General features: G+C 67.0%; 21 protein-coding genes. 5 read left to right on the forward strand and 16 right to left on the reverse strand.

Annotated features, from left to right (window positions below):
- Window positions 1-64 precede the first annotated feature (64 nt).
- The 15 genes from ACNKF0_RS09770 to ACNKF0_RS09840 all read right to left on the reverse strand — a co-directional run bounded on the left by ACNKF0_RS09770 (window position 65) and on the right by ACNKF0_RS09840 (window position 16323).
- On the reverse strand, window positions 65-913 hold the full coding sequence (locus tag ACNKF0_RS09770) for a serine/arginine repetitive matrix protein 2 (RefSeq protein WP_416957906.1): 849 nt from the start codon (window positions 911-913) through the stop codon (window positions 65-67).
- Window positions 914-1250: 337 nt separating this feature from the next.
- Window positions 1251-2114 (reverse strand): bifunctional DNA primase/polymerase, encoded by an 864-nt coding sequence (locus ACNKF0_RS09775; RefSeq protein ID WP_416957908.1) that lies wholly within the window; start codon window positions 2112-2114, stop codon window positions 1251-1253.
- 368 nt (window positions 2115-2482) lie between these two features.
- Window positions 2483-5137, reverse strand: a complete 2655-nt coding sequence (locus tag ACNKF0_RS09780; RefSeq protein WP_416957910.1) for a hypothetical protein — start codon at window positions 5135-5137, stop codon at window positions 2483-2485.
- 501 nt (window positions 5138-5638) lie between these two features.
- Window positions 5639-8638, reverse strand: a complete 3000-nt coding sequence (locus ACNKF0_RS09785; protein ID WP_416957912.1) for a LysM peptidoglycan-binding domain-containing protein — start codon at window positions 8636-8638, stop codon at window positions 5639-5641.
- Window positions 8635-9054 carry a TadE/TadG family type IV pilus assembly protein gene (locus ACNKF0_RS09790; protein WP_416957914.1) on the reverse strand — a complete coding sequence of 140 codons (420 nt, stop codon included), beginning with the start codon at window positions 9052-9054 and terminating at the stop codon, window positions 8635-8637. Before ACNKF0_RS09790 ends, ACNKF0_RS09785 begins: the two co-directional genes overlap by 4 nt.
- A complete protein-coding gene (locus ACNKF0_RS09795) occupies window positions 9051-9473 on the reverse strand; it encodes a TadE/TadG family type IV pilus assembly protein (protein ID WP_416957916.1) in 423 nt (140 codons plus the stop codon). The genes ACNKF0_RS09790 and ACNKF0_RS09795 overlap by 4 nt, the downstream gene beginning before the upstream one ends.
- Complete coding sequence (locus ACNKF0_RS09800; RefSeq protein WP_416957918.1) at window positions 9470-9778, reverse strand: pilus assembly protein; 309 nt, start codon at window positions 9776-9778, stop codon at window positions 9470-9472. Before ACNKF0_RS09800 ends, ACNKF0_RS09795 begins: the two co-directional genes overlap by 4 nt.
- A gap of 76 nt (window positions 9779-9854) precedes the next feature.
- Window positions 9855-10049 carry a hypothetical protein gene (locus ACNKF0_RS09805; protein ID WP_416957920.1) on the reverse strand — a complete coding sequence of 65 codons (195 nt, stop codon included), beginning with the start codon at window positions 10047-10049 and terminating at the stop codon, window positions 9855-9857.
- Window positions 10050-10081: 32 nt separating this feature from the next.
- Window positions 10082-10984, reverse strand: a complete 903-nt coding sequence (locus tag ACNKF0_RS09810; protein ID WP_416957922.1) for a type II secretion system F family protein — start codon at window positions 10982-10984, stop codon at window positions 10082-10084.
- Window positions 10981-11838, reverse strand: a complete 858-nt coding sequence (locus tag ACNKF0_RS09815) for a type II secretion system F family protein (RefSeq protein WP_416957924.1) — start codon at window positions 11836-11838, stop codon at window positions 10981-10983. The genes ACNKF0_RS09810 and ACNKF0_RS09815 overlap by 4 nt, the downstream gene beginning before the upstream one ends.
- On the reverse strand, window positions 11835-13307 hold the full coding sequence (locus ACNKF0_RS09820) for a CpaF family protein (protein ID WP_416957926.1): 1473 nt from the start codon (window positions 13305-13307) through the stop codon (window positions 11835-11837). The genes ACNKF0_RS09815 and ACNKF0_RS09820 overlap by 4 nt, the downstream gene beginning before the upstream one ends.
- A complete protein-coding gene (locus tag ACNKF0_RS09825) occupies window positions 13304-14068 on the reverse strand; it encodes a hypothetical protein (protein WP_416957928.1) in 765 nt (254 codons plus the stop codon). The genes ACNKF0_RS09820 and ACNKF0_RS09825 overlap by 4 nt, the downstream gene beginning before the upstream one ends.
- Complete coding sequence (locus ACNKF0_RS09830; RefSeq protein WP_416957930.1) at window positions 14068-14745, reverse strand: SAF domain-containing protein; 678 nt, start codon at window positions 14743-14745, stop codon at window positions 14068-14070. The genes ACNKF0_RS09825 and ACNKF0_RS09830 overlap by 1 nt, the downstream gene beginning before the upstream one ends.
- Window positions 14746-14770: 25 nt before the next feature.
- Window positions 14771-15730, reverse strand: a complete 960-nt coding sequence (locus tag ACNKF0_RS09835) for a hypothetical protein (RefSeq protein ID WP_416957932.1) — start codon at window positions 15728-15730, stop codon at window positions 14771-14773.
- Window positions 15715-16323: a hypothetical protein gene (locus ACNKF0_RS09840; protein ID WP_416957934.1), complete on the reverse strand. Its 609-nt coding sequence runs from the start codon at window positions 16321-16323 to the stop codon at window positions 15715-15717. Before ACNKF0_RS09840 ends, ACNKF0_RS09835 begins: the two co-directional genes overlap by 16 nt.
- 359 nt (window positions 16324-16682) lie before the next feature.
- On the opposite strand from ACNKF0_RS09840, the gene mobF reads away from it, so the two are divergent.
- On the forward strand, window positions 16683-20204 hold the full coding sequence (gene mobF, locus ACNKF0_RS09845) for a MobF family relaxase (protein WP_416957936.1): 3522 nt from the start codon (window positions 16683-16685) through the stop codon (window positions 20202-20204).
- A 99-nt stretch (window positions 20205-20303) separates the two neighbouring features.
- Complete coding sequence (locus ACNKF0_RS09850) at window positions 20304-20675, forward strand: hypothetical protein (protein WP_416957938.1); 372 nt, start codon at window positions 20304-20306, stop codon at window positions 20673-20675.
- On the opposite strand, the gene ACNKF0_RS09855 is transcribed toward ACNKF0_RS09850, so the two are convergent.
- Window positions 20652-21500 (reverse strand): hypothetical protein, encoded by an 849-nt coding sequence (locus ACNKF0_RS09855; RefSeq protein WP_416957940.1) that lies wholly within the window; start codon window positions 21498-21500, stop codon window positions 20652-20654. The two genes, ACNKF0_RS09850 and ACNKF0_RS09855, sit on opposite strands and share 24 nt — an antisense overlap.
- Before the next feature lie 456 nt (window positions 21501-21956).
- Here ACNKF0_RS09855 and ACNKF0_RS09860 point away from each other — a divergent pair, with 456 nt between their 5' ends.
- Genes ACNKF0_RS09860 through ACNKF0_RS09870 form a run of 3 tightly spaced genes read left to right on the forward strand, consistent with a single transcriptional unit; the run spans window position 21957 to window position 26121 of the window.
- The gene (locus ACNKF0_RS09860; RefSeq protein WP_416957942.1) at window positions 21957-22157 is read left to right on the forward strand and encodes a helix-turn-helix domain-containing protein; all 201 of its coding nucleotides are present in this window, start codon (window positions 21957-21959) and stop codon (window positions 22155-22157) included.
- Window positions 22154-25423, forward strand: coding sequence for a helicase-related protein (locus ACNKF0_RS09865; protein WP_416957944.1), 3270 nt, complete (start codon window positions 22154-22156; stop codon window positions 25421-25423). Before ACNKF0_RS09860 ends, ACNKF0_RS09865 begins: the two co-directional genes overlap by 4 nt.
- Window positions 25420-26121 (forward strand): DUF4391 domain-containing protein, encoded by a 702-nt coding sequence (locus ACNKF0_RS09870; protein ID WP_416957946.1) that lies wholly within the window; start codon window positions 25420-25422, stop codon window positions 26119-26121. The genes ACNKF0_RS09865 and ACNKF0_RS09870 overlap by 4 nt, the downstream gene beginning before the upstream one ends.
- Window positions 26122-26141 lie beyond the last annotated feature (20 nt).

The raw sequence follows: 26141 nt of genomic DNA on the forward strand, positions 1-26141 counted from the left end.
GCGGCGATGGCGTACGCCGACAGTGATCGAGTCGATCTGGCGCTCGAGCTCGATGTGGCCCTTGTCAGGCATCGATCCTCCTGGCGACCTTCGGGGCGGAGTCGCGGATCTCCACGACGAGCCCGTCGTCTGCGAGCAGGTCGATGACTTTCCAGTCGCAGACCAGCATGGCGAGTACGCCGACGCCGGCCCGCGTCGCGGCCGCTGCCTTGTCGGGGTTGCCGAGCACGATCCGCAGCACCGTCGCCCAGGACTCGCGGTCCAGGTCGAGCGCGGCGCGGCCGGCCTGATCGCGCCGGAGGTAGGAGTGAGCCACATGCCGGTTGCCCGTCTCCATCAGCCGCGTGGCGATGTAGTCGAGCGTGCACGTCGCGCTGTTGACCGGCCAGCCCAGGGCGACGAACATGCTGATCACCAGGTTGAGCGCCTCGAACGCCTTCGTCGGGGGTGTCTCCCCGGGCTTCAACGGCGGTGGCGCCGCGGCGGCATCGACGGGCGACGGGCCGCGGCTCTCGACAAGGAGCTCGAGGAAGCCGGTCTCGTCCTCACCGAAGCGGCGAGCATCGTGATGACGCATGACCTCGCGGCGCCGGGCCTGCGCGGTCGAGCAGAGCAGGCCCGCTGCGCGTTCCTCTGCGATCAGGCTGACCTGGACGGCACGGGTGACGACCGCCCACGGGTCGTCGGCGCACATGACGGCACGCGTCCGCATGGCCTCGAAGGCGGCGTACGCCGAGTCTTCCGGCTCGCAGTGGTGGGTGCGTGCGAGCGATCGGTACTTGCGGATCGTGAACTGCATGAGTCGCTCGGCCTCACGGTCCTGCCGCCATCCCCAGTAGCCGACCCTCTCGCGGTCGTGGAGGCGCTCAAGGACGGCTCGAAGGCCTTCGGGGGTGGCGAACGAGACGCTCACAGTCCCAGTCCTTCCGGGCTCGCTGCGGACGTCGTCGGGTGGTTCGGTGCGGAGTGGCGGAGCGTCCGAGTGGCGGTTGTCGGCGTACGTCGCGCTCGTCGTACGAGCTCGGCTTGGAGGTCGATCCCGCGGCCAACCATCGGGCCGACGTACGAACCGAGCTCGGTCGGGCGCACCCAGGCGACCCGCTTCTGCGTCCGCTCCCGTGCCGGCTGTTCGTGCTGGAGGGACGGATCGCCATGGCGTGCGAGCTCGCTGGCAGTGCGGTCGACGGCGTCGGTAGCGACCGGCTGCTCCGGTGGCCGGTAGCTGTGGCGGCGGTACTCGGTGTGCGTGTTCATAGGTGGATCCCTTCATTCGCTGGGGTAGGGCCCGGGCGGCTCCCGGGGCCGAGCCGGGAGGCGATGCGGAATGCGGAGTTGACCGTGGTCTCGATCTCGCGGTCCGGGAGCCCGGCGTACTGCGCGGCCGGCATCAGCCAGCTCATGGCGCCGGCATGGGTGAGCCCGTTCTCGGCCATGCGGCACGACGCCCAGAAGAGCGCGTGGTTACGACCGCCCTCAGGAGTCAGCGCCACCGTTCGCGCCAGCGCGTCAGGACGGCATCCCGTGGCTGGCATCCCGGGCGGTGGCAGGGCGCCTGCCGGTCGGGGCGGCTCCAGGAACCGGCGGAGCTCAACGGCATCGAGGGGCTTCGCAGCATGCGTGGCGACGGCGATGACCTCGTACGACCGCATGATGCCGCCGACGGAGATCCGGGACGGGGGAGCGATCACGTAGCCGCCGTCGCCACGAAAGTCGACGTGCGCCGACGGGACCTGCCAACTGGGCTGCTCGTTCCCGCGGCCATTCGGGTAGTACGCGTGCAGCCCACCGGACGGAGTACGGACCAACCACTCCCAGGCGTCGCCGAACCCCTCGGCGCGGGCTCGCTCGAAGGCTGTGAACCCGCTGCCTCCGGCGTGGACGTCGACATCGACGACGAGTACGCCGGTGGGCGTGCCGGTCGGAAGTCCGATGTTCGCCTCGGGCGTGCGCTGCCACCATGAGTGGACGACGCGGGCGGCTGAGGTGGCGTCGTGAAAGCCGTTGGGAGTCAGCGGCTGCTTCCCGCCGGGCACGCACGGGAATACCGGGATGCCGAGGTTGGCGTAGCGGAGCGCGGCGGCCGCGAGCGTCGGCTCGTCAGCGACTCGCTGCATCGTCGACACCGACCACGTCGGAACCGGTTTGTTGGGGTCGAACATGCCCCCGACGATGCGACGTCAGGTATCCACGATTTCGGGATACCTGCCCGGATTCGATAGGGGGATACCTGCGTTTGTGCAGGTCAGGAGGTATCCCTAAGTCGTTGCGATCAACTGGTTGACGTGGCCGTCCGGGTCACCCGGTGGCCGTGCTGCTACCTCTGTCGTGGCTCAGACCGTTGGCATCTTCGTAGTCCCAAAGCGCCCACTCGTACCCGGCGACGTATGCGGTGTCAGCGTCGCGATGCTCCGCGAGTCAGCGCCGCCCAGCATCGACCGAGCCAGTCGTCAGCACGCTTGTCCGGCCGGCGCTGTAGCCCGTCCTACGACTTGCTCGCTTCCCCGCGTTGGACCAGGCGAAGCAGGGCATCGGCGGGAGTCGACTTGTTTACGAGCAGAGCTTCGCGAACGTCAGCGTCATCAACGCTCGCCAGAGATGCGAGTACGTCAGCCGGCGCGAGCGGATTCTCGGCAAGCCTTCTGATTGGCTCGGACCTGCCACACCATTGGACCGCGCGCAGGAATCGTTCGTCCGATCCGCTGGCGAACTGAAGCAGCGTGGCCTCGGGGAACGTTGGGTTCCGGATCGCTGCGGTCAGCGTTTCGTCGTCCTTGGCATACCGCGCTAGCCGCTCAAGATCTTTTGGCGGCGTAGCGATGTTGGCTGCGAGAGCCCTCGTCACAGACGGCGCGTTAATCAGATCCTGACGCGAGAGGATCGCTGCGAGCACGATCGGAACGGCTGAGCCGGCAAGCCGCGCGAGCGCCTCCGATTCGGTATCGATCCGTCTGACTGCGGCGGCGGCTGCCTCGTCATCTCCTAGGTCGACGAGTCGCTCCAGAACCTCGGGCGGCGCATGGAAATCGTGGGCCACCTCTCGCCACACCTGGACGTCCCGGAAATCGAGCAACTGGCCGTACGAGCGCGGCGACAAGGCGTCCCAAATCCCTAGGCGATCACGCCGGAGATACGACCGTGCCAGTGCCTCTCGTACCGGGATCTCATCGTCGAATACAAGCTTTTCGCGCACAGGCGCCGAGAGAACTCTCCAGAAGATGACGTTGTTCTCAACTAGTGCCGCACGCACGTCCGCGACCTCGTCGACTGCCAGTCGTTCATAGGCGTCCCGATACAGCTCCTCTCGGAGCGTGGCATGGAACTTGTGCGTGTCGGCCGGAGGATGCGAAGCAGTTGCTGCGGCGATCCGGACTTCTGCGACTGGATCTCCGACGAGGTTCATGAAGGCCCCGTGAGGGGTCGATCGGTTCGCAGCCACAGCAGAACGAACGGAGTCATCAGCGTCCATGGCAAGGTCGGCCAGAATCGCCGGAGCCGCGTCGCCGTTCGTAGCGAAGCGAAGGCGAGTCGGGAGATCCGAATCGCCACGCCACTGCCGGCGTGAAATCTCGCCGCGTACCCAGCTGGCCTTGTCCTTCTGGGCACCCTCGGTTGCCTTCGGGTCCCAGATCGTCCACCTCGTGGTGTGGCCGTCCTCGCGTTCGCTGCGCGTAGTGGTCTTTCGGGCTGCCCAGTCCCCGCTACTGAGGAACTGCAGCGTCCCAAGCGAACTGGAAGGATTGCGCACAATGGCACTGAGAATCCGGTCCCGCTCGTGCTCCGGGTCCAGACGCTTCATGTCGGGGCTGCCCTTGAGCCAAACGTGTTCGTGAACCGTGCGAGCCAACTCGTCCAGCACATGCGATGGGGTTGACGGGTTGCCGGCAACGGCAGCCCTAACTGAGTTACGCGAATCGGCGAGTATTTGGAGAGCCTCCGGGGGCGTTCGCGGGTTAGCCGCCACCTGGGCAAGCAGGTCTCCGCCAAGCACGATCCTTGACGCGGAATCCACCCCATGGCGCTGCTCGCCGTGGTGGTCAACGATCGTCTGCAGCACGCCGCTCGTGGCGCTCGGGTTTTTCGCGACGGCCATCACAACGCTGGCTTCAGCGTCGGACGCGAGTCGCGTCAAGATCTCTGGCGGCGTGGACGGGTTGCCTGCGACTGCCGCCCGGACGGTCGTCTCCGCGTCGGTTGCAAGCGTCACGAGACTCTCCAGGGGCAATTGGGCGTAGCCGCCGGCCCGCGCCCGGATTCCCACTTCGGCGTCTGATGCCAGGAGACGCAGGGTCTCCGCTGTCACGACCTTGTTCGCAGAGACCGCCCCCCGAATGGAGGAGTTGCGATGTGCCGCCAGCTGCAGTAGCACGTCCTCCGGGGTCGCTTGGTCCTGGGCAAGCACCCGCAGCGTTCCCTCGCCTGCCCCGGGCACTAGCCGACGCGCGATCTCCGGCTTCACCGCATCAGGCGTATTCGCGTTCATCGCCAAGGCGGCGAGCACCAGCCGATCCTCAGTCGAGGCGAGTCGAGCGAGCTCGGAGGGTTCCGTGATTTGTCGGGCGCGGGCCACGCTGGATACCGCGTGCACCTCGTCTCCGGCAAGCAATTCGAGCAAGCTCGCGTCAGCTTGCCGGGAGATAGCAACTGCGCGACGGACCCGATCGTCCTTGTCATGCGAGAGAACCGTGAGAACAGCCTTCTCCTGCAAATACGACAGTTCGGTGAGGCCGATCCGGACGTCAACGGGCTCCGAAGGCGCCGTTCGGAGCACCAGGTCCCGAAGGCTGTCGATCCGCACGATCGCCGCGCGGGTCCAGGTTGACGACGCCCGATTTCCGGCAAGTGCCTTGAGGATCTCCATCTTCGCGGGCGACCGGACGTCGGCGAGCCATTTCAGCGTTTTGGGGTCTGCACTTGGATTCCCAGCCACTGCGACCAAGGTCTGGCTGGTAGCGCCACGGGCCTTGGCGAGATGTTCCAGCACGTCGGGCGGAGTGGCGGGGTTTTCAGCAAGGGTTTGCCTCACAGCCAGACTTCGATGGTCCATCAGGGCCTGCAGCGTCTGGCCAGGGGTGCTGGGATTTTCGGCGACGGCGACGAGGGTGCGCTCGGACGCAGAAGCCGCGAGCGCCGAGAGCACAGACGGCGGCGTTGAAGGATTCCGTGCTACAGATTCGACGACGTCCGGGTTGGTGCTGCGCGCCAGCCTAGTGAGGGCGCTGGGACTGGTTCGCGGGTTGTTGGCTGCCGACCTACCGAACCAAGCCATACGAACCACCCGCCTTCCAGACCCCGGCAAACATATCGAGCGGCACCGACAATGTCGGGGAAAACGCCTGAACTGCTACGACGGCTCACGCCCCGCTCGGGCTCCCGTACTCCAGGGTCGTCGGATGGTGCGTGTTTGGGCCTCAGCTCAGGCCACACGATGTTCCGTGCCACAGATGGTGCAACGGTAGACATGCACGACGTTCGGGTAGCCGTCGAGTTCGAGCTCGTGATCCGTCTCTCGGCCGCAACGAGCACATGGATGGAGGACAGTTCGGCTCACGCACCAATAGTAGGGTTCCACCGCCGTCTGCGGCCTTGCAACGGCATGGCAACCGTCGCTCCGCAGGCGCTCTCGCGCGTGGGTGGCGAGTCAGCCCGTGTGGCGTCGCCTGGCCGTGGTAGCGCGCTGCCCCTCCACGATTTCCACGCTCCGAGGAGGCAACTGGATCGGTCCGTAGCGGTCATCGCTCCGATTCGAGACTCCGTTTCGCATCCGCGCGTCGGCCCCGTCCACGTCACCCATGGCTCGATCGACGGCAACACGGTCGAGGGTGGCGACCTCGTCGTACGGCGACGCGGCGAGGCCGACGTTCGACGCGAAGTCGGCCAGGTCGAGATCGCCGACGGTCAGCGCGTGGGTGATCACGATGTGCCCGACGTCGACGATCGCCGCGGTCATGATGTGGTCGAGCCGGTCGCCCTCGAGGAGCCAGCCCCACCCGTCCTTGCGCAAGTCGGTGAACGGCTCGCCGCTGACGAGGTGCAGCGCGGAGACGAGGTCATCCATCCCTTCGGCGCCACGGCTCTGGCCGCGAGCGCGGAGGCGCCGGAACAGGTCCAGATCGCAGAGGACCCCGTCGAGCCTGTACGTCGCGGGAACGCCGTCCTGGTGGGTCTGCTGGGCCCGCGGGAGGTAGGGCTTACCGGCCCGGCTCTCTCCGAGCCATTTACGGATGATGCTTAGGTCGGAGCGCGCCTTCTGAGGACGGATGCAGAGGTCCTCGGCCAGCTTCTCGGCGGTGACGCCGCTCGGGTGGAGCACGAGGTAGGCAAGGAACTCGACGTAGTAGGGCCGTCGGTGGGCGGTCGCTGCCGCGTCGCCCAGAGTCCTGACCGTGACCGGGCCCAGCAAGGTGACCTTCGGTGCGACAGGAATCGGGGAATCCCATCGCGCAAGGTCCTCGTCCAGGTCTGGATCGGAGGCTTGCACTGCCGGCGCGGCTTCCTGGGTCGCGTTGGGAGCGAGAACCTCAACGTCATCGACGCTTGTGGCCGCCCGGTCGGCGTACACATGAGCGTCGAGTGGAAGGAGGGACGAACTACCCGCCGCTTCTGTTTCAGGGCGTGGTTCGGTCAGCTCCTCCACGAGCGCACCAGCGCAGTCCGACACGACCTTGCCGTCGGTGGGACGGGGGGTCGGCACGACCTCGGCCTCCGTTGTGAGGTCGATCAGCGCGGCACAGGCCTCTGCCTCGGTGGTGGTGAGCCCCGATGCAGCGAAATCGAGGTCGAGGGACGGGATCCGGAGACGACCTTCAGGGGACAGGTTGATGACAACGTACGGCGGGGACGGTTCTCTTTCAACGGTCACCAGAGCCATGCCGGAGCGTCCCGGGAATCCGACGATGGCTCCGGCCAAGCGCGTCAGGTCCGGACCGCTGTCGCCGCCCGCGATGATCGCCGCGTGGAACTCGTCCGGCTCGCCGTTCGGGCTGGCGGACCCCAGGTCGTCGGCCAGGGCGTCAAGAAACGCGGCGTCTCCGGGGTCGTGGACGTGGACGAAGTCGCGGTTGATCGCGGCGAGCTCGCCGCCGATGCCAAGTGCTTCGATGTGCACCGGCGAGGCCCAGGGGTTGACGACCAGTTCAGCCATGAGATGGCGAGCCAGTGCGGCGCTGCGATCGGCATCACCAGTGAGTGCCACCGCACGGAGTTCCTCGAGGTTGAGCAGGACGAGCGCTGCATCGTCGGCCTGCCCGATGCTGACCAGCATCGGGTACGGCGACAGCGCATCTGGGGGAGGAGTCGTGACCTCGTTGACCGAGAGCAGCCATGCAACGCCTTCCCCAGTCCATGGCCTGGGGAGTTCAGCCGGCTCCGCGAGCGTCAGCACGATCCGGCTCGGGGAGAGCCGGACGGAGGCCAGGCGCGGTGCAGGACTGAGACCCCGTAGTGCCGCATCCAGTCCTTCGATCGGGTGGGCGGTCGCAGAACCGGTCACCTGCACCGACTTCTCGACCGCGCGCAACTCCTCTGGTGGCGGCGCGATGATCCTGCCCGGCCGGCGATAGCGCAATTGGGTCCGCCGGTGCTGCCGGAGCACCAACCAGAGCGAGCCGGCCAGGAGTGCTCCTGCACCGGCCAATCCCGGGAGCAGCCAACTCGGGGCGACCTCGTCCTCGGCAGATTCGGACTCGGGCTGCTCAGGTACCTCCGGGGCGGGAGGGATGGCGTCCGTCGGAGGAGTCGTCTCGTCGATTGATGGGTCCTGCGCGTGCTTCGGCTTCTGCGGCTCAGCCGGCTCCGGCTGTCGCGGGATGGTGAGCTTCCAGCCGGGAAGGATGAGATCCGGGTCGGTGAGGTGGGCACCGTTTGCCTGAACGGTGCCGCGCGATGCTTGAAAGATCGACGGGTAGGCATCGGCGTCGCCCAGCCGGTCCTCGGAGATCTCGGAGAGGGTGTCACCTGGCTGGACGACGTACGAGCCGTCGGATGAGGCGTCTGCGCTGGGGACCTTGAGCACGGTTCCGGGCAGGAGGAAGTCGGGACGTCCGTCGAGGACGGCCTCGTTGAGGGCGACGAGCTCGACGTACCGCGTGCCGTCACCCAGTCGCTCTTCGGCGATCTTCCAGAGGCTGTCACCGCGCTTGACCGTGTAGCGCTCGGTCTCGGTCTGCACCGCCTGGACGCGGTCCTCTGCTCGGGTTCCTACCGGCGGCGCGACGTCGACGGCAGCCTCCGGGTCCTCGGGCAACGGCGCCGCGACTGCCGCGTGCGCGCGGGGTTGGGGCAACACAGCACTGACGGCCGGCACTGCGATGAACAGCAGCGCCGCGGCGGCGACTAGGCGGTCGGCGGCGAGCTGCGGCACAGCGAGACCCGGAAGGCGCGGCGTACGGATGCCGCGACCCTGCGACACGATGGAGGCAATGAGCTGGCACGTGAAGACCGCCCACGCGATCCAGCAGATCCCGGTGATGACCTGCAGAGCCAGTGTGCCGTCGTCCTGAGACGTCAGCCGGGACCACGTGAACGCGCTCGGGTCGGGGAGCGCATCGATAGCGACCAGCACGACGGGTACGCCGACCATGAATCCGACGAGCGCGAGGGTGGCCAGGAGGCCTCGCACCCTGGAGTTGGCTCTGTTCATTGCTCGCTACCTCCGAGGGTGCGGACGAGTCGTGCGGTCGCGGTGCCGGTGACGTCGAGGCGGTTGATGCCGATGAGACCGAGGAACTGCGGGTCGTAGGAGTCGTTCACGGTCACGGTGATCGTGGTGCCGGCGGTGATCGCTACGGTGCCGGTGACTCCTGCTGCTTCGAGGTAGCGCTGCGCGGCAGTGCGTGCGGCGGCGGGGTTGATCACGAGATCTTGGCCCTGGATGGCGGAGCTGCCTTCAACCTCCTCGCCACCAGCCCGTGCGGCCTGTGCGGCGACGTCGTGGGCTCGCTCATGCGCGTGGACCTGTCCTCCGAGGTCGACCGCGAGGCCGACGAGGAAGATCATCACGAAACTGGACAGGGCCAGCCAGACACTGACCGAGCCGCGCTCGTCCCGGAGGCTCATCGTTCCCGCCAGGTGTCGATCGGGCTGGACATGGTCGCGCTCATTACGCGGGATCCGGGGACTCCGGGGACAGCGAGGTCGGATAGGTCGAGTCGGCAGGACACAGTCACGTTCACAGATCCCGGGACGCCCGGCTGCTTGTTGAAGTCGCTCGTGTCGACGTCGACGTCGATGGCCGAGCACCCGATCTTCTGGTTGGTGATGCTCACTGCCGCTGCCTCGCGTGCGTCGGCGCGGGCGACCTCGGCGTCGCGCGCCAGTGAAGCCGAACGGGCGGCATCGGCAGCTGCGGACTGAAGCGCCTCATGGGTGGTCGCCGTCCGGCCCCCGAAGATGATCAGGCCGACGAACAGGGCGAAGGCGGGTACGCCGATCGCCGCCTCGATCGCGGCCGAGCCCCGTTCGTCCCGGTGGTTCATGGTGCGGTCACCTGCTCTACGGGGACGCTCGCGCTCTGTGTGATGCGGACCTTCCACCCCGGGATGACGCTCAGGCTGAAGCCGCTGACGGTCACCGTGGCAGTGGTTGCGGTGCGGTTCGCAATCGTGGATGTCCCGGTGAGTACGTCGTCCCCACCGGCTTCGCTGAGGAAGTCGTTGGCGGCACCGACGCCGTCGGACTCCCTGCCCTGCTCGGTGCCAGCGGCTCGGGCACCTTGCTGCGCTGCGGCGATCGCGACCGTCTTCGCGTGGTAGTAGAGGGCGGCCTGCATGCCCAGGAACATGACCGCGAAGAGTGCAGGCAGCAGTACGACGAGCTCGATCGAGACCGAGCCCCGCTCGCCGCGTCGCCGGCGGCGGCTACTTGATCTTGCCCGCTTCTGAGGTGACATAGTTCGTGACCGCGAGGACCACGATCCCGACGATGCCGATGACGGCGACCGCCCAGAGGACGTGCTCCATCGTCACCGAGCCGCGTTCGCTGCGGCGGGATTCGCGCAGGGCGTCGTACTTGCTGAGTACTGCGATCTGCAGCAGGACCAGAACCTTCAACATGGGTTTCCTCCTGTGGTTGTGTCCTTCCGTGGTCACGAGTTCGTGAACATGCGAAGCAATGAGGGTGCAACGAGCAGCGCCATGAAGATGACGCCGAGCAGCGAGCCGGGCATCGACATGCGCTCGCCGACAGCGTTGGCCTGAGCGAGTTCGTCGTTGAGCATCGCCGTGCGCATCGCGGCCGATCGGGCGCGCAGGGTCGCGTACACACCTGCTCCTTCCTCGCCCGAGAGGCGCATGATGGCGGCGAAGTCGTCGAGCTCGGGCAGTCCGAGTTCCTCAGCCAAGGTGTGCAGCGCGTCCCAAGGCGGCAGCCCGGACCAGCGCGATCGGGTGAGTTCCTCGGAGAGCCGGGTGAACACCCACGAGTCGCCGACCTCGGCGGCGGCCTCCATCGCCTGGCGCTGACCGATGCCGTTGTTGCGCTCCAGCGCAACGAGGTCGATGTAGGCGCCGAGCGCCCGGGCGAACTCGAGGCGTGCCTTCTTCGCGTCGTCGAGCGCGTTGTAGTTCGGGATGAAGAACATGACAGCGGCCAGTCCGAGTGACGCGACGGCTGGGAGCTGGAACGGGATGCTCAGCCCGAAGACGTTGAACAGCGTGACGAGCACCGGCGGGATCAGCAGGCCGAGTCCGGCGAACATCAACTTTTCGCCGTAGAACTGCGCGACCGGGATCCGGAGCAAGGCCAGTTCGCGAGTCGGCGTACGAACCCACAGACCAGCAGGCAGGACGCGCAGGCCCCACAGGCCGAGCCGCTCCTTGCTGGACTGAGCGGAGTCGGCGGCCGTCGCGTTGTGAGATCGCGTCGAGGACACCCGCTCCAGCGCGTCGGCGAGATCAGGTTCGACAGGCAGCAGGCGCGCGACGAGGAGTACGGCGCCCAGGCCGACGAGGCCTCCCGAGAGGATCGCCAGCTGCAGCCCGGTGATCATCGCGTCACCTCCGCGACTGCGCGGGTCGCCAGGAACCGGGGGAGCGGCTTGCCTGCGGCCATGCGCCGCATCCAGATCAGCGTGGCGACGTACGCCGACAGGAGCAGTACGAGGAGCACCTGGCCGACCGGGGTGCGGTACGGCTCGACGTACGTCCCGGACAGCGCGAGTACGACGAGCACACTCGCGCTGATCACGGTGACCCACCGCGCCGTTGCTCGCGGCTTGGCCCGATCTGCCTCGACCTCTCGGCGAGCGCGCACATCGGCGCCGACCGACTCAGCGAGTCCTTCGAGGACGCTAGCCAGCCCGGCTCCGCGCCGACGGGCCCCCAGGATCAGGTTCGCTGCGATCAGGTCGCCGGTGGCGTCGTCGAGTTCGTCGGCGAATGCGCGGAGCGCCTTCTCGGTGTCCCACCGTGCCCGGAGCCGGGTCACCAGCCGTTGGACCTCATCGGCGATCGGCGCGGGTGTCGATCGCAGCGTTGCGACCAGTGCCTGCTCCAGGCCGATACCGACGGTGAGCACCCCGGACAGCGATCGAGTCCATTCCTCCATGGCTTCGAGGCGCGCGATCTGCGTCGCGGCCGGTGGGGCGCTGAGCAGGATCGGCAGTCCGATGACGGCGATCGGGGTGATCACGAGCGCCAGAATCCAGCCGGTGATGAGCCAGCCGACAAGACCGAGCGCGCCACCGGCAAGAAGCAGGAGGCGGGTGCGCCGCGTGGGTCCGCGGCGCCGACGCGCTCGGGTGGACTGCCGCGGTGGCACGGCTGCCGGGCGCAGGCCGATGACGAGGCCGAGGAGCCCGAGGGCGACGAGTCCACCAGCGAGTGCGGGGATGAACACGGTCATGGCCGGGCTCCCAGCGGTTGGCTGGCGAGGTAGGCCGCCAGGTCGAAGCCATGCTGGGCGAGTCGGCGGTATTCGTCGGGAAGGACGTCTGGAGCTGCGATGCCGCTGGCGTCGGCGCGGAACACGTGCGTGGTCGCGTAGCCGGGTTCCTTCTCGCCGGGCGCCAGCGCGATGACCTCGGCGACCCGCCTGGTCCGCTGAGCCCCGCCTGGCGCAACCTTGGTCTCCATGCTCAGTTGGACGATGAGATCGACGGTCGCTGCGAGCTTGCTCGTCGCGAGTCCTTGAGTGACGTGCGGGCCCGCCTCCATCGCGCAGGTCACGAGCTTGCGTACGGCGGCCACCGCGTCGGCGGCGTGCGTGGTGGAGATGGATCCGGTGCCCGACTCCATCGCCTTGATCATCGCCCAGATCTCCTTGCCACGGACCTCGCCGACGATCTGTCGCGAGAGGTTGAAGCGGAAGGAGTCGACGAGTGCCTCGTCGAGGGTGAACTCACCCGACTGCCGCCCGTCAGCACCCCGCTCACCCGATCCCGGCCGGGCTTCCCACGGAATGACCACCTTGTGCCGGCCGAGCTCGTGGAGATGCAGCTCGTACTCGGTCTCGAAGGTCCCGATCGCCTCGAGCTCGTCGATCTCGGCGCAGAGGGCCCGGACGAGCGTGGTCTTCCCGGCACCTTGCGCACCGGCGACCACGATCGAGCAGCGAGCACGCACCGCGGCTCGTAGGAACGAGGCCACGACCGGCGTCATCATGTCGCGTGCGACGAGGTCGTCCAGCGTCACCCGCATCAACCGGTGACGACGGATCACGACCGAGGGACGCGTGGTCACCCAGGCGACCGCGGCCAGACGCGATCCGCCGTCGAGCCTCATGTGCAGGCTCGGCTGGGCCTCGGAGAACGAACGAGCGTTCACCTCGCTGCGCGACGCCAGGAAGACCAGGAAATCGATCAGCTCCTGATCGGAGTCGGCGACCGGCGGTCCGGGCACAAGCGTTCCGTCGACCAGCTCGAGCTGCACGTTGTCGTGACCGACGATCACGATGTTCTCGATCCGGTCGTCGTCGACCATCGGCTGGAGACGGCCGAGCCGGAACAGCGAGTCGAACACAGCCTGGGCGGTCGCCTGCTGCTTCGCTGGACTCCACGAGCCCTGGCCGGCGTCGACGGCCTCGGCCATCGCAGACTCGATCAGGTCCAGCACGATCGACCGGCCGAGTTCCTGCTGCGCCTCCTTGTCCAGACGGGCGCGATCGGACTGCACGGCCTGGCTGAGTTGCTCCGACGCCTGGGCACGCAACGCGGAGACCAACGCCCAGTCGACATCGGACGTGGCCGCTGGCGGCGAAGTAGCCGTCGGGTCGAGGCCGTGCGGCATCGGGATGACACCGTTGCTCGTCTGGCTGAAGATCGGCAGATGGGTCAGGTCGCCGTACTCGTTCGCGAATCGGTAGGCCTCGGTCATGCCCGCGCCTCCTCGACCAGCGCGAACCGACCGCGAGCGATGTGGGCCTGGATGGAATGGACCGTTGCCTGGAGTCCACGGACGTAGGGGCCGGTCTCGAAGTGCTTCGGGGGCGCTGCGCCGCGGTGGTAGACAGCGGCGGCGGTTGGGTCGTCCGGCAGGTCGGCGACGACGGGCATGCCGAGAACCTTGGCGACCTCGGTGGCCCGGTACGGCTGGCCCTCGCCGACAAGAAGCAAGCCGGGGCGTCGCCATCCGGTCGCGGGCTGGCGGACGGTCTCCGCCCACGAGCGAGCGGCCGAGATCGACGGCAGAGTGGCTCTGGTGACCAGCAGGGTCACATCGGCGGCGTCCAGCAACGGAGCCGGTGAGGCCACGAGCCCGAGCCGACCACCGTCGACGATGACGTCCTGGCCACTGTCGTCCAGGTCGCGGAGTGCTGCTAGCAATGGACCCCAGACATCGCGCAGCGCCGGGGCCTGAGCGTGCGACCGGATGCCGGCCACGACGGAGACGTTCGGACTCAGCGGCCGTACGACGTCTCGCAGCGCGTCCGCCGTGCCCAGCGGTGAGAGCGCGAGCTCGATCAACCCGGCGTCGTAGGGCGTCGTGCCGCGCAGGAATCCCGGAAGGACGCCAGATCCTCCGGTGGGGTCGGCCTCGACGAGGAGCGCCGGCCGTGGCCAGGAGAACGCGATGCCGACCGCAGTGGTGGTGACGCCGGGGGAGCCGGATGCCGAGGTCAGGCAGACGATCGCCATCACTCAGCCCCTGAGTCGAGGATCAGCGCCACGTTGCCGGTCGCGGCACGGGCTGCGAGCACGCTCGCGTCGGCGTAGGGCACCAGGACGTTGACGACGGTGTTGCCTGTGGTTTCGTCGACGGTGGTGTCCACTACTTCCGCCTCGGTGAACTGTGGTGTGCCGGTCGGAGCATCGCCGTTCGCGGCCGGGGTGACGATGATCCGGACCTTGTCGCCGCCGTGCATGGGCAGTGCTGGGACTTGTGCCGGGGTCAGCGAGATCCCGACGATCGACTCACCTTCAGGTGGCATCGGTGCATCGGTCGTCGACTCGGTCGTGAGCAGTCCGCCGGCGGAGATGTCGAGCGCGGCGCGCTGACCAATGATCTCGTCGTACGCCGAGGCCGGGAGCGGTTCCAGAGCCGAATCGCCGCTGATCCGGATGCGTTGGATGTCGTCGGCAGTGATCACCTCGCCGCGATGGATGGTGTTCGTAGCAGTTAGCACTTCCTCGGTGCTGGTCGTCGCGTTCCAGGCCCACGCGCCGAGCAGGCAGCCGAGCGCGGTGATGACCACCGCGGCGACGACGAGACCAGGGCGCCTTCGCAGCTTGGGCGGGGGAATGATCGGTGGGCCGATACTCGGCGCACCGGCGTGGGGGCCGGGCTTCCGGCCCTCTCGGGCAGTCGTGGTCACGTTGGTCCCTCCCGCGCAGTTCTCGTCAGTTCACGAGCACCTGGGCTTCGCCGATCCGGATCTGGGTCGAGCGGTTGAGGCCGTCGAGGCGGATCGTCCCGGTCTGGCCCGCGCCCGACCAGGTGATGACCCAGCTCGAGGTCGCGGTGACGGTGTAGGCGTCATCCGTCTGGCCGGCGCTCGACTCCTTGTAGGTGTGGCCGCAGTCGGGGGAGTCCTTCCGCCCGAACTCCGGCTTGTACGGCGTGCCCGCCGTATTGCAGACGACCTCGGTGCCGTCGCCCATGTCCCAGGTGATGTCGAGGACCGTCGCGGTCGCCGTGACTGTGATGCCGCCGGCAGAGGCGCTCTCGGTGATAGGGCCGACGGTGTGGGCGTTCGGGTTCTTGGCCCACATCCAGACCGGCATGCCGACCAGTCCGATGCTGCCCGGACCCGGCTCGGGGGCGATGCCGATGTTGATGGCAGACAGATGCATCTGCTCGATCGCGATCTGCGCCACCTCGCGCGGCGTTGGTCCCGTGCCGGAGTCCGGGGGCGGGTCCTGCGACCAGACGGTGATGAGCAGACCCGTCTGCGGCTGATAGCAGTTGTACACCGCCCCGTCTCCGGGCTCGTGACCCTGCCAACTCGGGTCGCCCGCCGGCGGCTGGGGCTCAACCGGACTGATGTAGCAGTGATAGCTGTTCGACCAGTAGCCCGCGGGCGAGGAGCAGGGCACCGGCCCGGGCGGAGGTTTCGTGATGCCTTGGCTCGTGCCATCCCAGAAGCAGGCCGCTCCGTTGCCGGTGTCCTGCGGCCCGTCGTCACCTGGCTCACCTGGCGTACCGGGCGTGCCCGGCACCTCGATCCAGATGAGGCACTCGCCCGTCGCTGGGTCGGTCTGCGAGCACACGGTGTCCGCGTATGACGCGGCGTGGACAAGGACGGAGAAGCCGGCGGCGGACAGCGCAGTCAGGAGAAGGCGAATCAGGATGCCGCGCATGGCGTCTTCTTGAGGTCCTGGCCCGTCGCCACGCGCCAGCCACTGGTCGGATCGGCGGCGTAGTCGTAGTTCGCGACGGTGTAACGCGTCCACCCGGTGCTCGGGCGGGTGGGGGAGACGATCGACTTACCGCTCTTGTCGAGCACGTCGACCTTGCTGACGTCCCAGCAGACGTCGATGACGACCGTCGGCACCTTGCCGGCGTCCGGGTCCGAGTTGTCGAGGTTGACCGACTGAGCTTTCAGCTCGCTGATGGCGGTCGTGCCGGTCTGGCGCTGTCCCTGATCCTGCTGTCGACCTACGAGTGTCTGAACGGCGTTGAGCTGTGCACCGATCGCGACGGTCTTCAGCTTCTCGAGGTCGCTCGATGGATCGGACCGGAGCTCGTCGAGGACGGCGTAGTAGTCCGTCATCGCAGCCGTTGCCTCAGCGGTCGCGGCGTCGGTCGGCGAGGTCGTCGAGGCGGTGGCCGTCGGTGCCTTCGATTTCGTTGGAGACGATGTGGCTGGCGTCGTCGGCGGAGGATCTGCGTCGTTGTCGGCACACGCCGACACCGCGGCCAACAGGAGTGTGCCGGTCGCCAGGAAGGTCAACCCGAGTCGATTCTTCATGGTGGTCCTGTTTCCTCTCGCCGTACGGCGATGAGGCGCGACGCCGCCCGCGGGCGGTGCTTGCATCGTCTGGACCCCATCGTAAACCTGATTTCTGAATCCGGACCCTGCCTCTTTGCCGAGCCCACTGCTCAGGTGCTCCCTGTCCTCCAACCCTCCGTCTTCACGCACTTCCGCTTCCCGTCTTGCTTCTCCTCGTTCCTCGTCGCCGATTGCCCCTTCCTCGCCCTCCGCCGCCTCCGTCTCGTCTCATCCCAGTCCTTCTCGCCTTCACACGGTGTGCAGATCGAGGGGGTTGTGGAGAAGGACGCGCACCTGAGCGCTGTGGGACGGAAACGGCCGTGACGGTCTCGATGCGCCGGATGTCCGCGGGCAGCGGCTACCAGTACCTGCTGCGCAGCGTCGCGGCCGGTGATGGCCAGCGCGCGATGTCGACGCCCCTGACTCGCTACTACTCCGAGGTCGGTACGCCGCCGGGCCGCTGGCTCGGATCCGGCGTCGGAGCATTCGGTGCCGGCGAGATCCGGCCGGGCATGCAGGTGACTGAGGAGCAGCTCGCCCTGCTCGTCGGGATGGGCCGCGACCCCGTCACGGGAGAACAACTCGGCCGGGCGTATCCGTCGTACAAGCGGCTCGCTGACCGGATCGAGGAGCGCGTCGCCGCGCTCGACCCGGAGATGACCCAAGATGGCTGCGCGGCCGAAACCACCCGGATCGAGGCCGAGGAGGCCGCGGCCGGGATGCGTCGAGCGGTCGCCGGATTCGACCTCACCTTCAGCGTCCCGAAGTCGGTCTCCGTGCTCTGGGGTGTGGCCGACGCCGTCACCCAGGAGCGGATCGTCGCCGCCCACCGCGGGGCGGTCGCCGACGTGATCGACCTGTTCGAGCGAGAGGTCGCTGCTACCCGGGCAGGCATCTCCGACAGAGATGGCGCCGTGGCCCAGGTCGACGTGGCGGGCGTTGCGGCCGTTGCCTACGACCACTTCGATTCGCGAGCCGGCGATCCGCAGCTCCACACGCACGTCGTCATCGCCAACAAGGTGCTCACCGTCATGGACGGCCGCTGGCGCAGCCTCGACGGACGCCCGGTATTCGCCTCCCGAACCGGCCTGTCGGTGCACTACGACGCGCTGCTCGCGGATCGCCTGTCGCGCGACCTCGGCATCGAGTGGGAGTGGCGGCAGCGGGGACCCGACCGGAACGCTCGATGGGAGATCGCTGGCGTCAGCGACGACCTGATCACCGAGTTCTCCAGTCGCACCCGCCAGATCGAACTCAAGAAGGACGAGCTCATCACCGAGTACGCCGTCCGCCACGGTCGCACGCCGTCAGCGAAGACCGTCGTCGAACTCCGAGCCCAGGCGACGCTGGCCACACGCCCGCCGAAGGAGGTCCGATCGCTCGCCGACCTGACAGCCGACTGGCGACAGCGCGCCGCCGAGCGGTTGGGGACCGAGCCGTCGACATGGGCTCGCGACGTGATCGGCCACGGCGGGAACCCGCTGACTGCCGACGACGTGCCGCTGGCTGCGATCGAGGCGATCAGCGCCGACGTGGTCGCGGCGGTGTCTGTGAAGCGGGCGGTGTGGACGCACTGGAACCTGATGGCCGAAGCGTCGAAGCAGACTATGGATCTGAGGTTCGCGACGAGCGAGGACCGTGAGGCTGTCGTCGGGCTGGTCGTCGACGCGGCGCAGTCGCGCTCTCTGGTCCTGACCCCGCCGGAGCTCGCGCTCAGCCCGATCCGATTCCAGAGGGAGGATGGCACGAGCCGGTTCCGTCCGCGGCACGGCGAGAAGTACTCCTCGGCCGCGGTCCTGGAGGCCGAAGCGCGCCTGTTGGCTCGCGCCGAGAAGGTGACCGCGCCGACGGTGGCCGCGAGTTTCGCGGCGCGAGCGGCCGCGACTGGAAAGGTCCGGCTGAGCGCGCAACAGCGTTGTGTGGTGGAGAGCATCTGCCAGTCGGCGCGCCAGGTCGACGTACTTGTCGGGCCGGCCGGGGCAGGCAAGACCACCACGATGCGAACGCTCCGGACGGCGTGGATCGCAGTGCACGGGCGGGGGAGCGTGGTCGGCCTCGCGCCGTCTGCCGCGGCAGCGCAGGCGCTGGCCGAAGACCTTGGCGTTGCGTGTGAGAACACGGCGAAGTGGCTCCACGAGTACGACCACGGCCGCACCGAGCTGCGCCGTGGTCAGTTGGTGATCGTCGACGAGGCCACTCTCGCGGACACCAAGACACTCGATCGGCTCACCGGGATCGCCGCGGGCGTGGGCGCCAAGGTGCTGCTCGTCGGCGACCCCCACCAACTCCAGTCCGTCGACGCCGGCGGGGCTTTCTCTCTTCTCGTCGCCCGACGTAGCGACGCACCGGAATTGGTCGAGATCCACCGCTTCACCAACGAGTGGGAGAAGGCCGCGTCGTTGGCGCTGAGTCGCGGCGACGTCCAGGCCATCTCGGCGTACGCCCGTCACAAGCGCATCCGCGAGGGCGTCACGGACGAGATGGTCGACGCCGCGTACGTCGCCTGGCGCGCCGACTGCGCCGCCGGTCGTGCCAGCATTCTCGTGACCGAGTCGGCTCGCGACGTCCGCGCGCTCAACGAGCGCGCACGAGCCGAACGGTTGCTCCTGGACGGCGCAGTCGATCGGCACGAGTTCGACCTGACGGATGGCTGCCGAGCCTCGATCGGGGACTTCGTCATCACGCGTCAGAACGACCGCCGCATCCGGACGATGCGGGGTGGGTGGGTGAAGAACGGCGACCGCTGGAAGGTCACCGACATCCGGCGCGACGGCACTGTTGTGGTCAAGAGCCTCGGAGGCCGCGGAGGGCGAACAGTCCTTCCAGCGGAGTACGTCGCGGAACACCTCGACCTAGGGTACGCCGTCACCGCGCATCGTGCCCAGGGCATCACCGTCGACACGGCACACGTCGTGGTGACTTCGTCGACGACGAGGGAGAACCTCTACGTGTCCATGACCCGCGGCCGCGACTCCAACATCGCGTACGTCGCCCTCGACCAGCCCGACGACAGTCACTCCACACCCGAGGCGGACGACGTCACCGCGAGGACCGTCCTGTACGGCGTACTCCAGCACAGCGCGGCTGACCTCTCGGCCACGCAGACGATCGAGGCAGAGTGCGAGCTCCACGGTGGCATCGACCGCCTCGCCGCTGAGCTCGAGACAATCGCCGCCGAGGCTCAGCACGATCGCTTCGTCGATATGCTGAGCCGATCGGGACTGACAGCAGAGCAGCACACGGCGGTCGTCAACTCGCCGGCCCTCGGCCCGCTCACGGCAGCGCTTCGTCGCGCGGAGGCCTATCACCATGACCTTGAACGCCTGGTTCCGAGGATCGTGGGGCGCCATGGGCTGGACGATGCGGACGACGTGGCGGCCGTCCTCCTCTACCGCGTCGAGAAGGTGGCATCGAGTGCGCCGCGTGGCTGCCGTCTCCGACCGCGCCTGATCGCCGGCCTCATTTCCGAGCCGCTCGGCGCAATGTCGGCCGAGGATCGTCAGGCAATCGACGAACGTATGGAGCTGATTGAGTCGCGGGCTCGGGCCCTTGCCGCGGACGCAGTTGCTGGCCGGCAGGCTTGGGTTCGGCGACTCGGACCGCGCTCTTCCGACGCGGGCAATGGCGAAGCCTGGCTCGACGCGGCGACAACGGTCGCGGCATACCGAGACCGTTACAAGGTCACCTCCGACCTGCCGGTGGGCGGCGGCGTCAAGAACGATGCTCAGCGCGCGGACCGTCGGCGTGCCCTCGCCGCCCTCCGCGCGGCCCGCTCGGCGGGCGCGTCCGAGCGCGCCACGGCGGCGCTGTCGATGGAGGTCCGAGCCATTCCGGCTCCATAGGTGGCCGTGCGCCGTCGTCTCCACAGAGATACCCGGTGCAATTCCGCGAGCGCCAACGAACCGGCGTATCGAGGAAGTCCCCATCACCTGGAGGCACCCATGCTGGTCCTGCTCGCGCTGCCGATCATCGTCGCCGTCGCGGCGATGCACCGCTACCTCCACTTCTATGCGCCCACGAACCTGCTGGCTCGCCGTGTGCGGGCGCACGAGCCTCGGTTGAGTACGGCCGCTGTGCTCATCGTGCTCGCGGGGCTTCTACTCGTGGCGATGCACGTGCTGGCGGAGGCGGTCGCCCACGGAGCACGGGGGTGGCTCAACCTGATCGTGCTCGTCCTGGCCTGGGACGCGATCAAGCTCGCGGCACTTGCTTGCGCCGTACTGGCCCGTCGCGTGCTTTTGATCGCCAGTCGGGCGTTCCGCCGCGGTTGCGAGAGGCCGTACGACGGATCAGCCGTCGTCCGCTGTGGTTGACCGGTCAGCGAGCGTTCTTCTCGCGCCAGGCCGAGCGCGGGCATGAAGCTGCGCGCCGTCTAGTCGCTTTGCCGTTGCGCCGTCAACCCGCTCGAACAGCTCGTTGCGCCACTCCACGGTGTCGCTCCACGGGTCGTCGCGAGCGACGAGTGCGCCGGCGAAGTAGCGCTTCCCGCCGAGCACCGTGCCAAAGGTCCTGGCGGGGCCCTTCCGATAGAGGCCGACAAGTTGCGGGCCGCCGCCGCTCAATGGATCCTCTGCGGCGCGCAGCGCGTCGGTGAACGCGCTGAAGGCAGCGCGACTCGTTCCGGCCGCATCGCTCGCCTCCCAGCGAGACTGAGCTTGGCGGACCGAAGACCCGCCGCTCCCTTGGATCTGCAGAAAGGCGGATGTGTTGGGAATGGCGATGGGCTCGAACGACCATCTATCAGTAGCGGCGTTGAAGAACGTGACCGTGAGCTTGAACTCACAGGCCATACCCTCCCCGGTCCGGAAACCGTGGAGGATGCCGAAGGACCGACGATGAGCGTGGGGGTACGTCGCCCAGAGCGCCCGGATGCGCTCGTATGCTGCTTCTCCCACGTCGCCACGGTCCTCGCTGAGAAACCCGTCGTCGATTTGCTGGATGACCGTCGGAAGCGCCAAGGCCGGAAATAGAACGTCGCTCCAGTACCCGAAGATGTGTGGTCGCAGCGCGCTCGCGAATGACTTGCGACCGTGGTCCCAACGGTCGCGTTCATCCCACGTGATCCGGCTGTCGCTCGCGATGTAGAGCGAAGCGGGTTTGCGCTGATCTACGCCCACCCAGGCGACGATGCTTGTCACTCGACAATCGTGGCAGAATGAGCGGCGCTGGGGTCTCGCATTTGGCTCCGCGCCCGTTAGGTTTCATCGCTTGGCGGGCGACGCAACTCCTGGGACCACCCAATCGTGGTGGTACGAGGTGTCCCTGCGAGGTACTTGTTGCCTCGCACCCAGGTCTTTGGCCGGCGGAGCTGTCGCTCCGCCGGCCGCTCCTCTGGTACGAACACGGCACTGCCGTCGGCGGCCGTGTGGGCAAGTCCAGACGACTGACAGGCAGCGAGAGGTCCGACGAGCACCGAGAGGGAGCCCTCGAGCCTTGCGGAACCCGGCCAGGTAGTCGAGGTCCCCGGCTCGACATAGGTTGTCGTCGACGCTTGGGTTAGGGCCTAGGCCAAGATGGCCGAACTCGCCGGGGCCCGGCGCCTCTGATCCGGTGAAACCGGCAAAGACCGGGCTGCATCGGGCTAGCCTGCTCACGTGACCGAGCCTTGGGTGTCCGCTGATGTGATCGCCGAGCACCTTGGCGTCACCAAAGACAGCATCTATGCCTGGATCGCCAAGAAGGAGATGCCGGCGCACCGGGTCGGACGGCTCTGGAAGTTCCAGGTGACTGAGGTCGACGCCTGGGTCCGCCGGTCGGGTGCCGACGACGCCCCGGGCACGGAGGTCGACGAGTGAAGATCATCGACAACCTCAACTCGCTGCTGGGGGACGATCTCAAGAGCGAGATCACGCCGGGCTCGAAGGTTCGAATTGCGGCATCGACGTTCTCGATCTTCGCCTTCGAGTCGCTGCGCAAGGAGCTCGAGCAGGTGGGGGAACTGGAGTTCATCTTCACCTCGCCCTCCTTCGTCACCGACAAGGTCACTGACAAGCTGCGTAAGGAACGGCGGGAGTTTTTCATCCCAGCGGCTGGCAGCGGTGAGTCGAGCCTCTACGGGTCTGCGTTCGAGATCCGGCTGCGCAACAAGCTCACCCAACGCGCGATCGCGAAGGAATGCGCTGAGTGGGTCCGGCGCAAGGTCCGCTTTCGATCGAACTCCACCGGCAACCCGATGCAGCAGTTCGCCGTCGTGGACGACAAAGCCGCCTACATGCCGCTACAGGGCTTCACGACCGCGGACCTCGGCTACGAACGGGGCAACGCGGTCTCGAACATGGTGCACCGCATCGACGACAGCCCGATGACGTCGCAGTACATCGCACTGTTCGACCAGATCTGGAACAACCCAGCCCAACTCGATGACGTGACGGACGCGGTCGTCGATCACATCGCCAGCGTGTACGCCGAGAACTCCCCAGCCCGGATCTACTTCTTGATCCTCTACAACCTCTTCGCTGAGTTCCTCGACGACATCAGCGAGGACGTGCTCCCAAACGACCGCACTGGCTACCAAGAGACCCAGGTGTGGCAGAGCCTCTACAACTTCCAGCGCGACGCCGCCACCGGCATCATCAACAAGCTCGAAACCTACAACGGCTGCATCCTCGCCGACAGCGTCGGACTCGGGAAGACCTTCACCGCGCTGGCCGTCATCAAGTACTACGAACTTCGCAACAAGTCCGTCCTCGTCCTCGCCCCGAAGAAGCTGTCGGAGAACTGGACCAACTACAACGCCAACCTGACGACCAACATCTTCGCCAGCGACCGGTTCAATTATGACGTGCTCGCACACACCGATCTCTCGCGCACCCGTGGCGAGTCGATGGGGCTTCGGCTGGACCGAATCAACTGGGGCAACTACGACCTTGTGGTGATCGATGAGTCGCACAACTTTCGGAACGCCGACTACGCGGAAGAGAAGGAATCCCGTTATCAGCGCCTCATGCGCCGGGTCATCCGCGAAGGCGTCAAGACCAAGGTCCTGATGCTCTCGGCCACACCGGTCAACAACCGGTTCAACGACCTGAAGAACCAACTCCAGCTCGCCTACGAGGGGGAGTCGGAGAACCTCGCCCAGCATCTCAACCTGTCGACCACGGTCGAGAAGGTCTTCAGCGACGCGCAGCGGGTCTTCAACGACTGGTCGAAACTGCCACCCGAGGCCCGAACGACCGACCAGATCCTCAAGATGCTCGACTTCGACTTCTTCGAGCTCCTGGACTCAGTGACCATCGCCCGCTCGCGGAAACACATCCAAGCCTTCTACGACACCACCGAGATCGGGGCGTTCCCCGAGCGGCTTCCGCCGATCTCGATCCGAGCACCCCTCACCGACCTGCCCGAAGTCGCTTCGTTCAACGAAATCTTCGAACAGATCCAGGCACTGACGCTCGCGGTCTACACCCCGCTCGCCTACGTCTTTCCGAGCAGGCTGAGCAAGTACGAAGACCTCTACAACGTCAAGGGCGGCACTGCGCGGTCCAACCTCGGCCAGCTTGGCCGCGAGCAAGGGCTGAAGAAACTCATGACGGTCAACCTGCTCAAGCGGCTAGAGAGCTCAGTCGAAGCGTTCAGGCTCACCGTCGGGAAAATCGAAGGCGCCGTCGATAAGACGCTCGGCCGCCTCGAGACTCGCACAGGCGCCATGTCAGAACTGGACGTGGACTTCGCCAACCTGGACCTCGACGTCAATGACGAGGACGATGCCAACGTCGAAGCGCTGTCTTTCGGGGAGAAGATCAAGATCGACCTCGAGGACATCGACGTCGAGTCCTGGCAGCGAGACCTGTGGAATGACCGCGAGACCCTCCGCGAGCTGCTGGAGGAGATGGAGAAGGTCACCCCCGACCACGACGTCAAGCTCCAGCGACTCAAGCAGCTGATCGAGGACAAGGCCGCCAACCCAATCAACCCAGGCAACCGCAAGGCGCTGATCTTCTCCGCCTTCGCCGACACGGCCAACTACCTCTTCCGGGAGCTCGCGCCCTCCCTCAGCAAGGCAGGCCTGGAGAGCGCGATCATCACCGGAGGCGCGCACGCAGCCAAGACGACCCTCGGCCCCGGCCACGACTTTCAGCAGGTCCTGACGCTGTTCTCGCCCCGCTCGAAGCAGCGTCACCTCACCATGCCGAAGGAGACCGCCGAACTCGACGTTCTCATCGGAACTGACGTCATCAGTGAAGGTCAGAACCTCCAGGACTGCGACTACCTCGTCAACTACGACATCCACTGGAACCCGGTTCGCATCATCCAGCGATTCGGCCGAGTCGACCGCATCGGCTCGACCAACGCCCAGATCCAGCTCGTCAACTTCTGGCCCGACATCTCTCTCGACGAGTACATCAACCTCAAGGAACGCGTCGAGAACCGCATGGTCATCGCGGACCTCGCCGCCGTTGGCGACGACAACATCCTCGACCCAGCAAGTGCAGACGCTGCCTACCGCAAGGAACAGCTCCGCAAGCTCCAGGACGAGGTCATCGAGCTCGAAGACGTCCGCGCAGGCGTCTCCATCACTGACCTCGGGCTCAACGACTTTCGGATGGACCTGCTTGGGTACATCAACGAGCACGGCGCACTCGACACGCTCCCGAAGGGTCTACACGCTGTCGTCCCATCCGACCGGGCTAAGGGGCTCAAGCCGGGCGTCATCTTTGCGCTTCGCAACGTGGACGCTGACGAGAGCATCGATCGTGGCAATCGCCTCCACCCTCACTACCTCGTCTACCTGGACGAGGCCGGGAATGTGATCGCGGACCACACCGAGGTGAAGCACTTGCTCGACGTGATCCGTGCCGGCTGCCGCCCGTACGACGAACCGGTAAGTGCGGTCACACGTGTCTTCAACGCGGCGACCGGCGAAGGCGCCGAGATGGGCAAGTACTCCGAACTGCTCACTTCCGCCATCCGGTCAATGATCGAGGTCACCGACGAACGCGACCTGGACAGCCTCTTCACCGACGGCCCAACCACAGCTCTCAGCCAGGCCATCGGAGGCGTCGAGGACTTCGAGCTGATCGCCTTCCTGGCCGTCGTCGATCCAGAGCAGGGGAGCGCATGACCGCGCTTCTCTACCGGTGGCCGAAAGCGGCAGAATTCGGACGGGTCGTACCGAAGACCAAGTTCTACGAACACGCCAGCCTCGGCTCGACGGTCAAGGACCGTTTCATTTCCGACGTGCGACGCATCACGTGGGCCTACAAGCTCGCGGAGGCCACGATCAACCTCCCGGGCAGCGGTGAGGTTCCAGAGATCCAGATCTTCGAGATCGAAGCGAAGGAGGAGGACGTCGCGGAGGGCGTCCTCGCTGCGATCGACAAGGCAGTGCGAACGCCGATTATCTTCGAGATCAGCCGGGGGGAGGGCGCTGGCGGAGTCATCCGCATGGTCGCCGCTCACAAGCAGCTGGGCTCCGGTGCGCCGAAGCTCGGCCCCTACTTCAGCACCGACTGGCAACCCGTGTCCGACGATCGATCCCCGCTTCCGACAGCCATCGACCTGACGACCATGTACACAGCGCTACTTGAACCGCTGACGCCCGTAGTGTCGCGCGCTGGTGAGAATGTGTCGGATGTGGTCGGCAGACTCACGACCGTGCGGGCACTCGAGCGCGAGATCGCCGCCTTGGAACGGAAGCTCCGGAACGAACCGCAGCTCAATCGGAAGGTCGAACTGCGGCGCACTTTAAAGACCAAGCACGCCACGCTCGTGGACCTCACGAGCCAGACCCCCAGCCCGGCCACGGGCGACGCGAACTAAGGACCATCGTGGAGAAGCTT

It is taken from the genome of Nocardioides sp. T5 (assembly GCF_048161455.1).
Taxonomy (GTDB): domain Bacteria; phylum Actinomycetota; class Actinomycetes; order Propionibacteriales; family Nocardioidaceae; genus Nocardioides.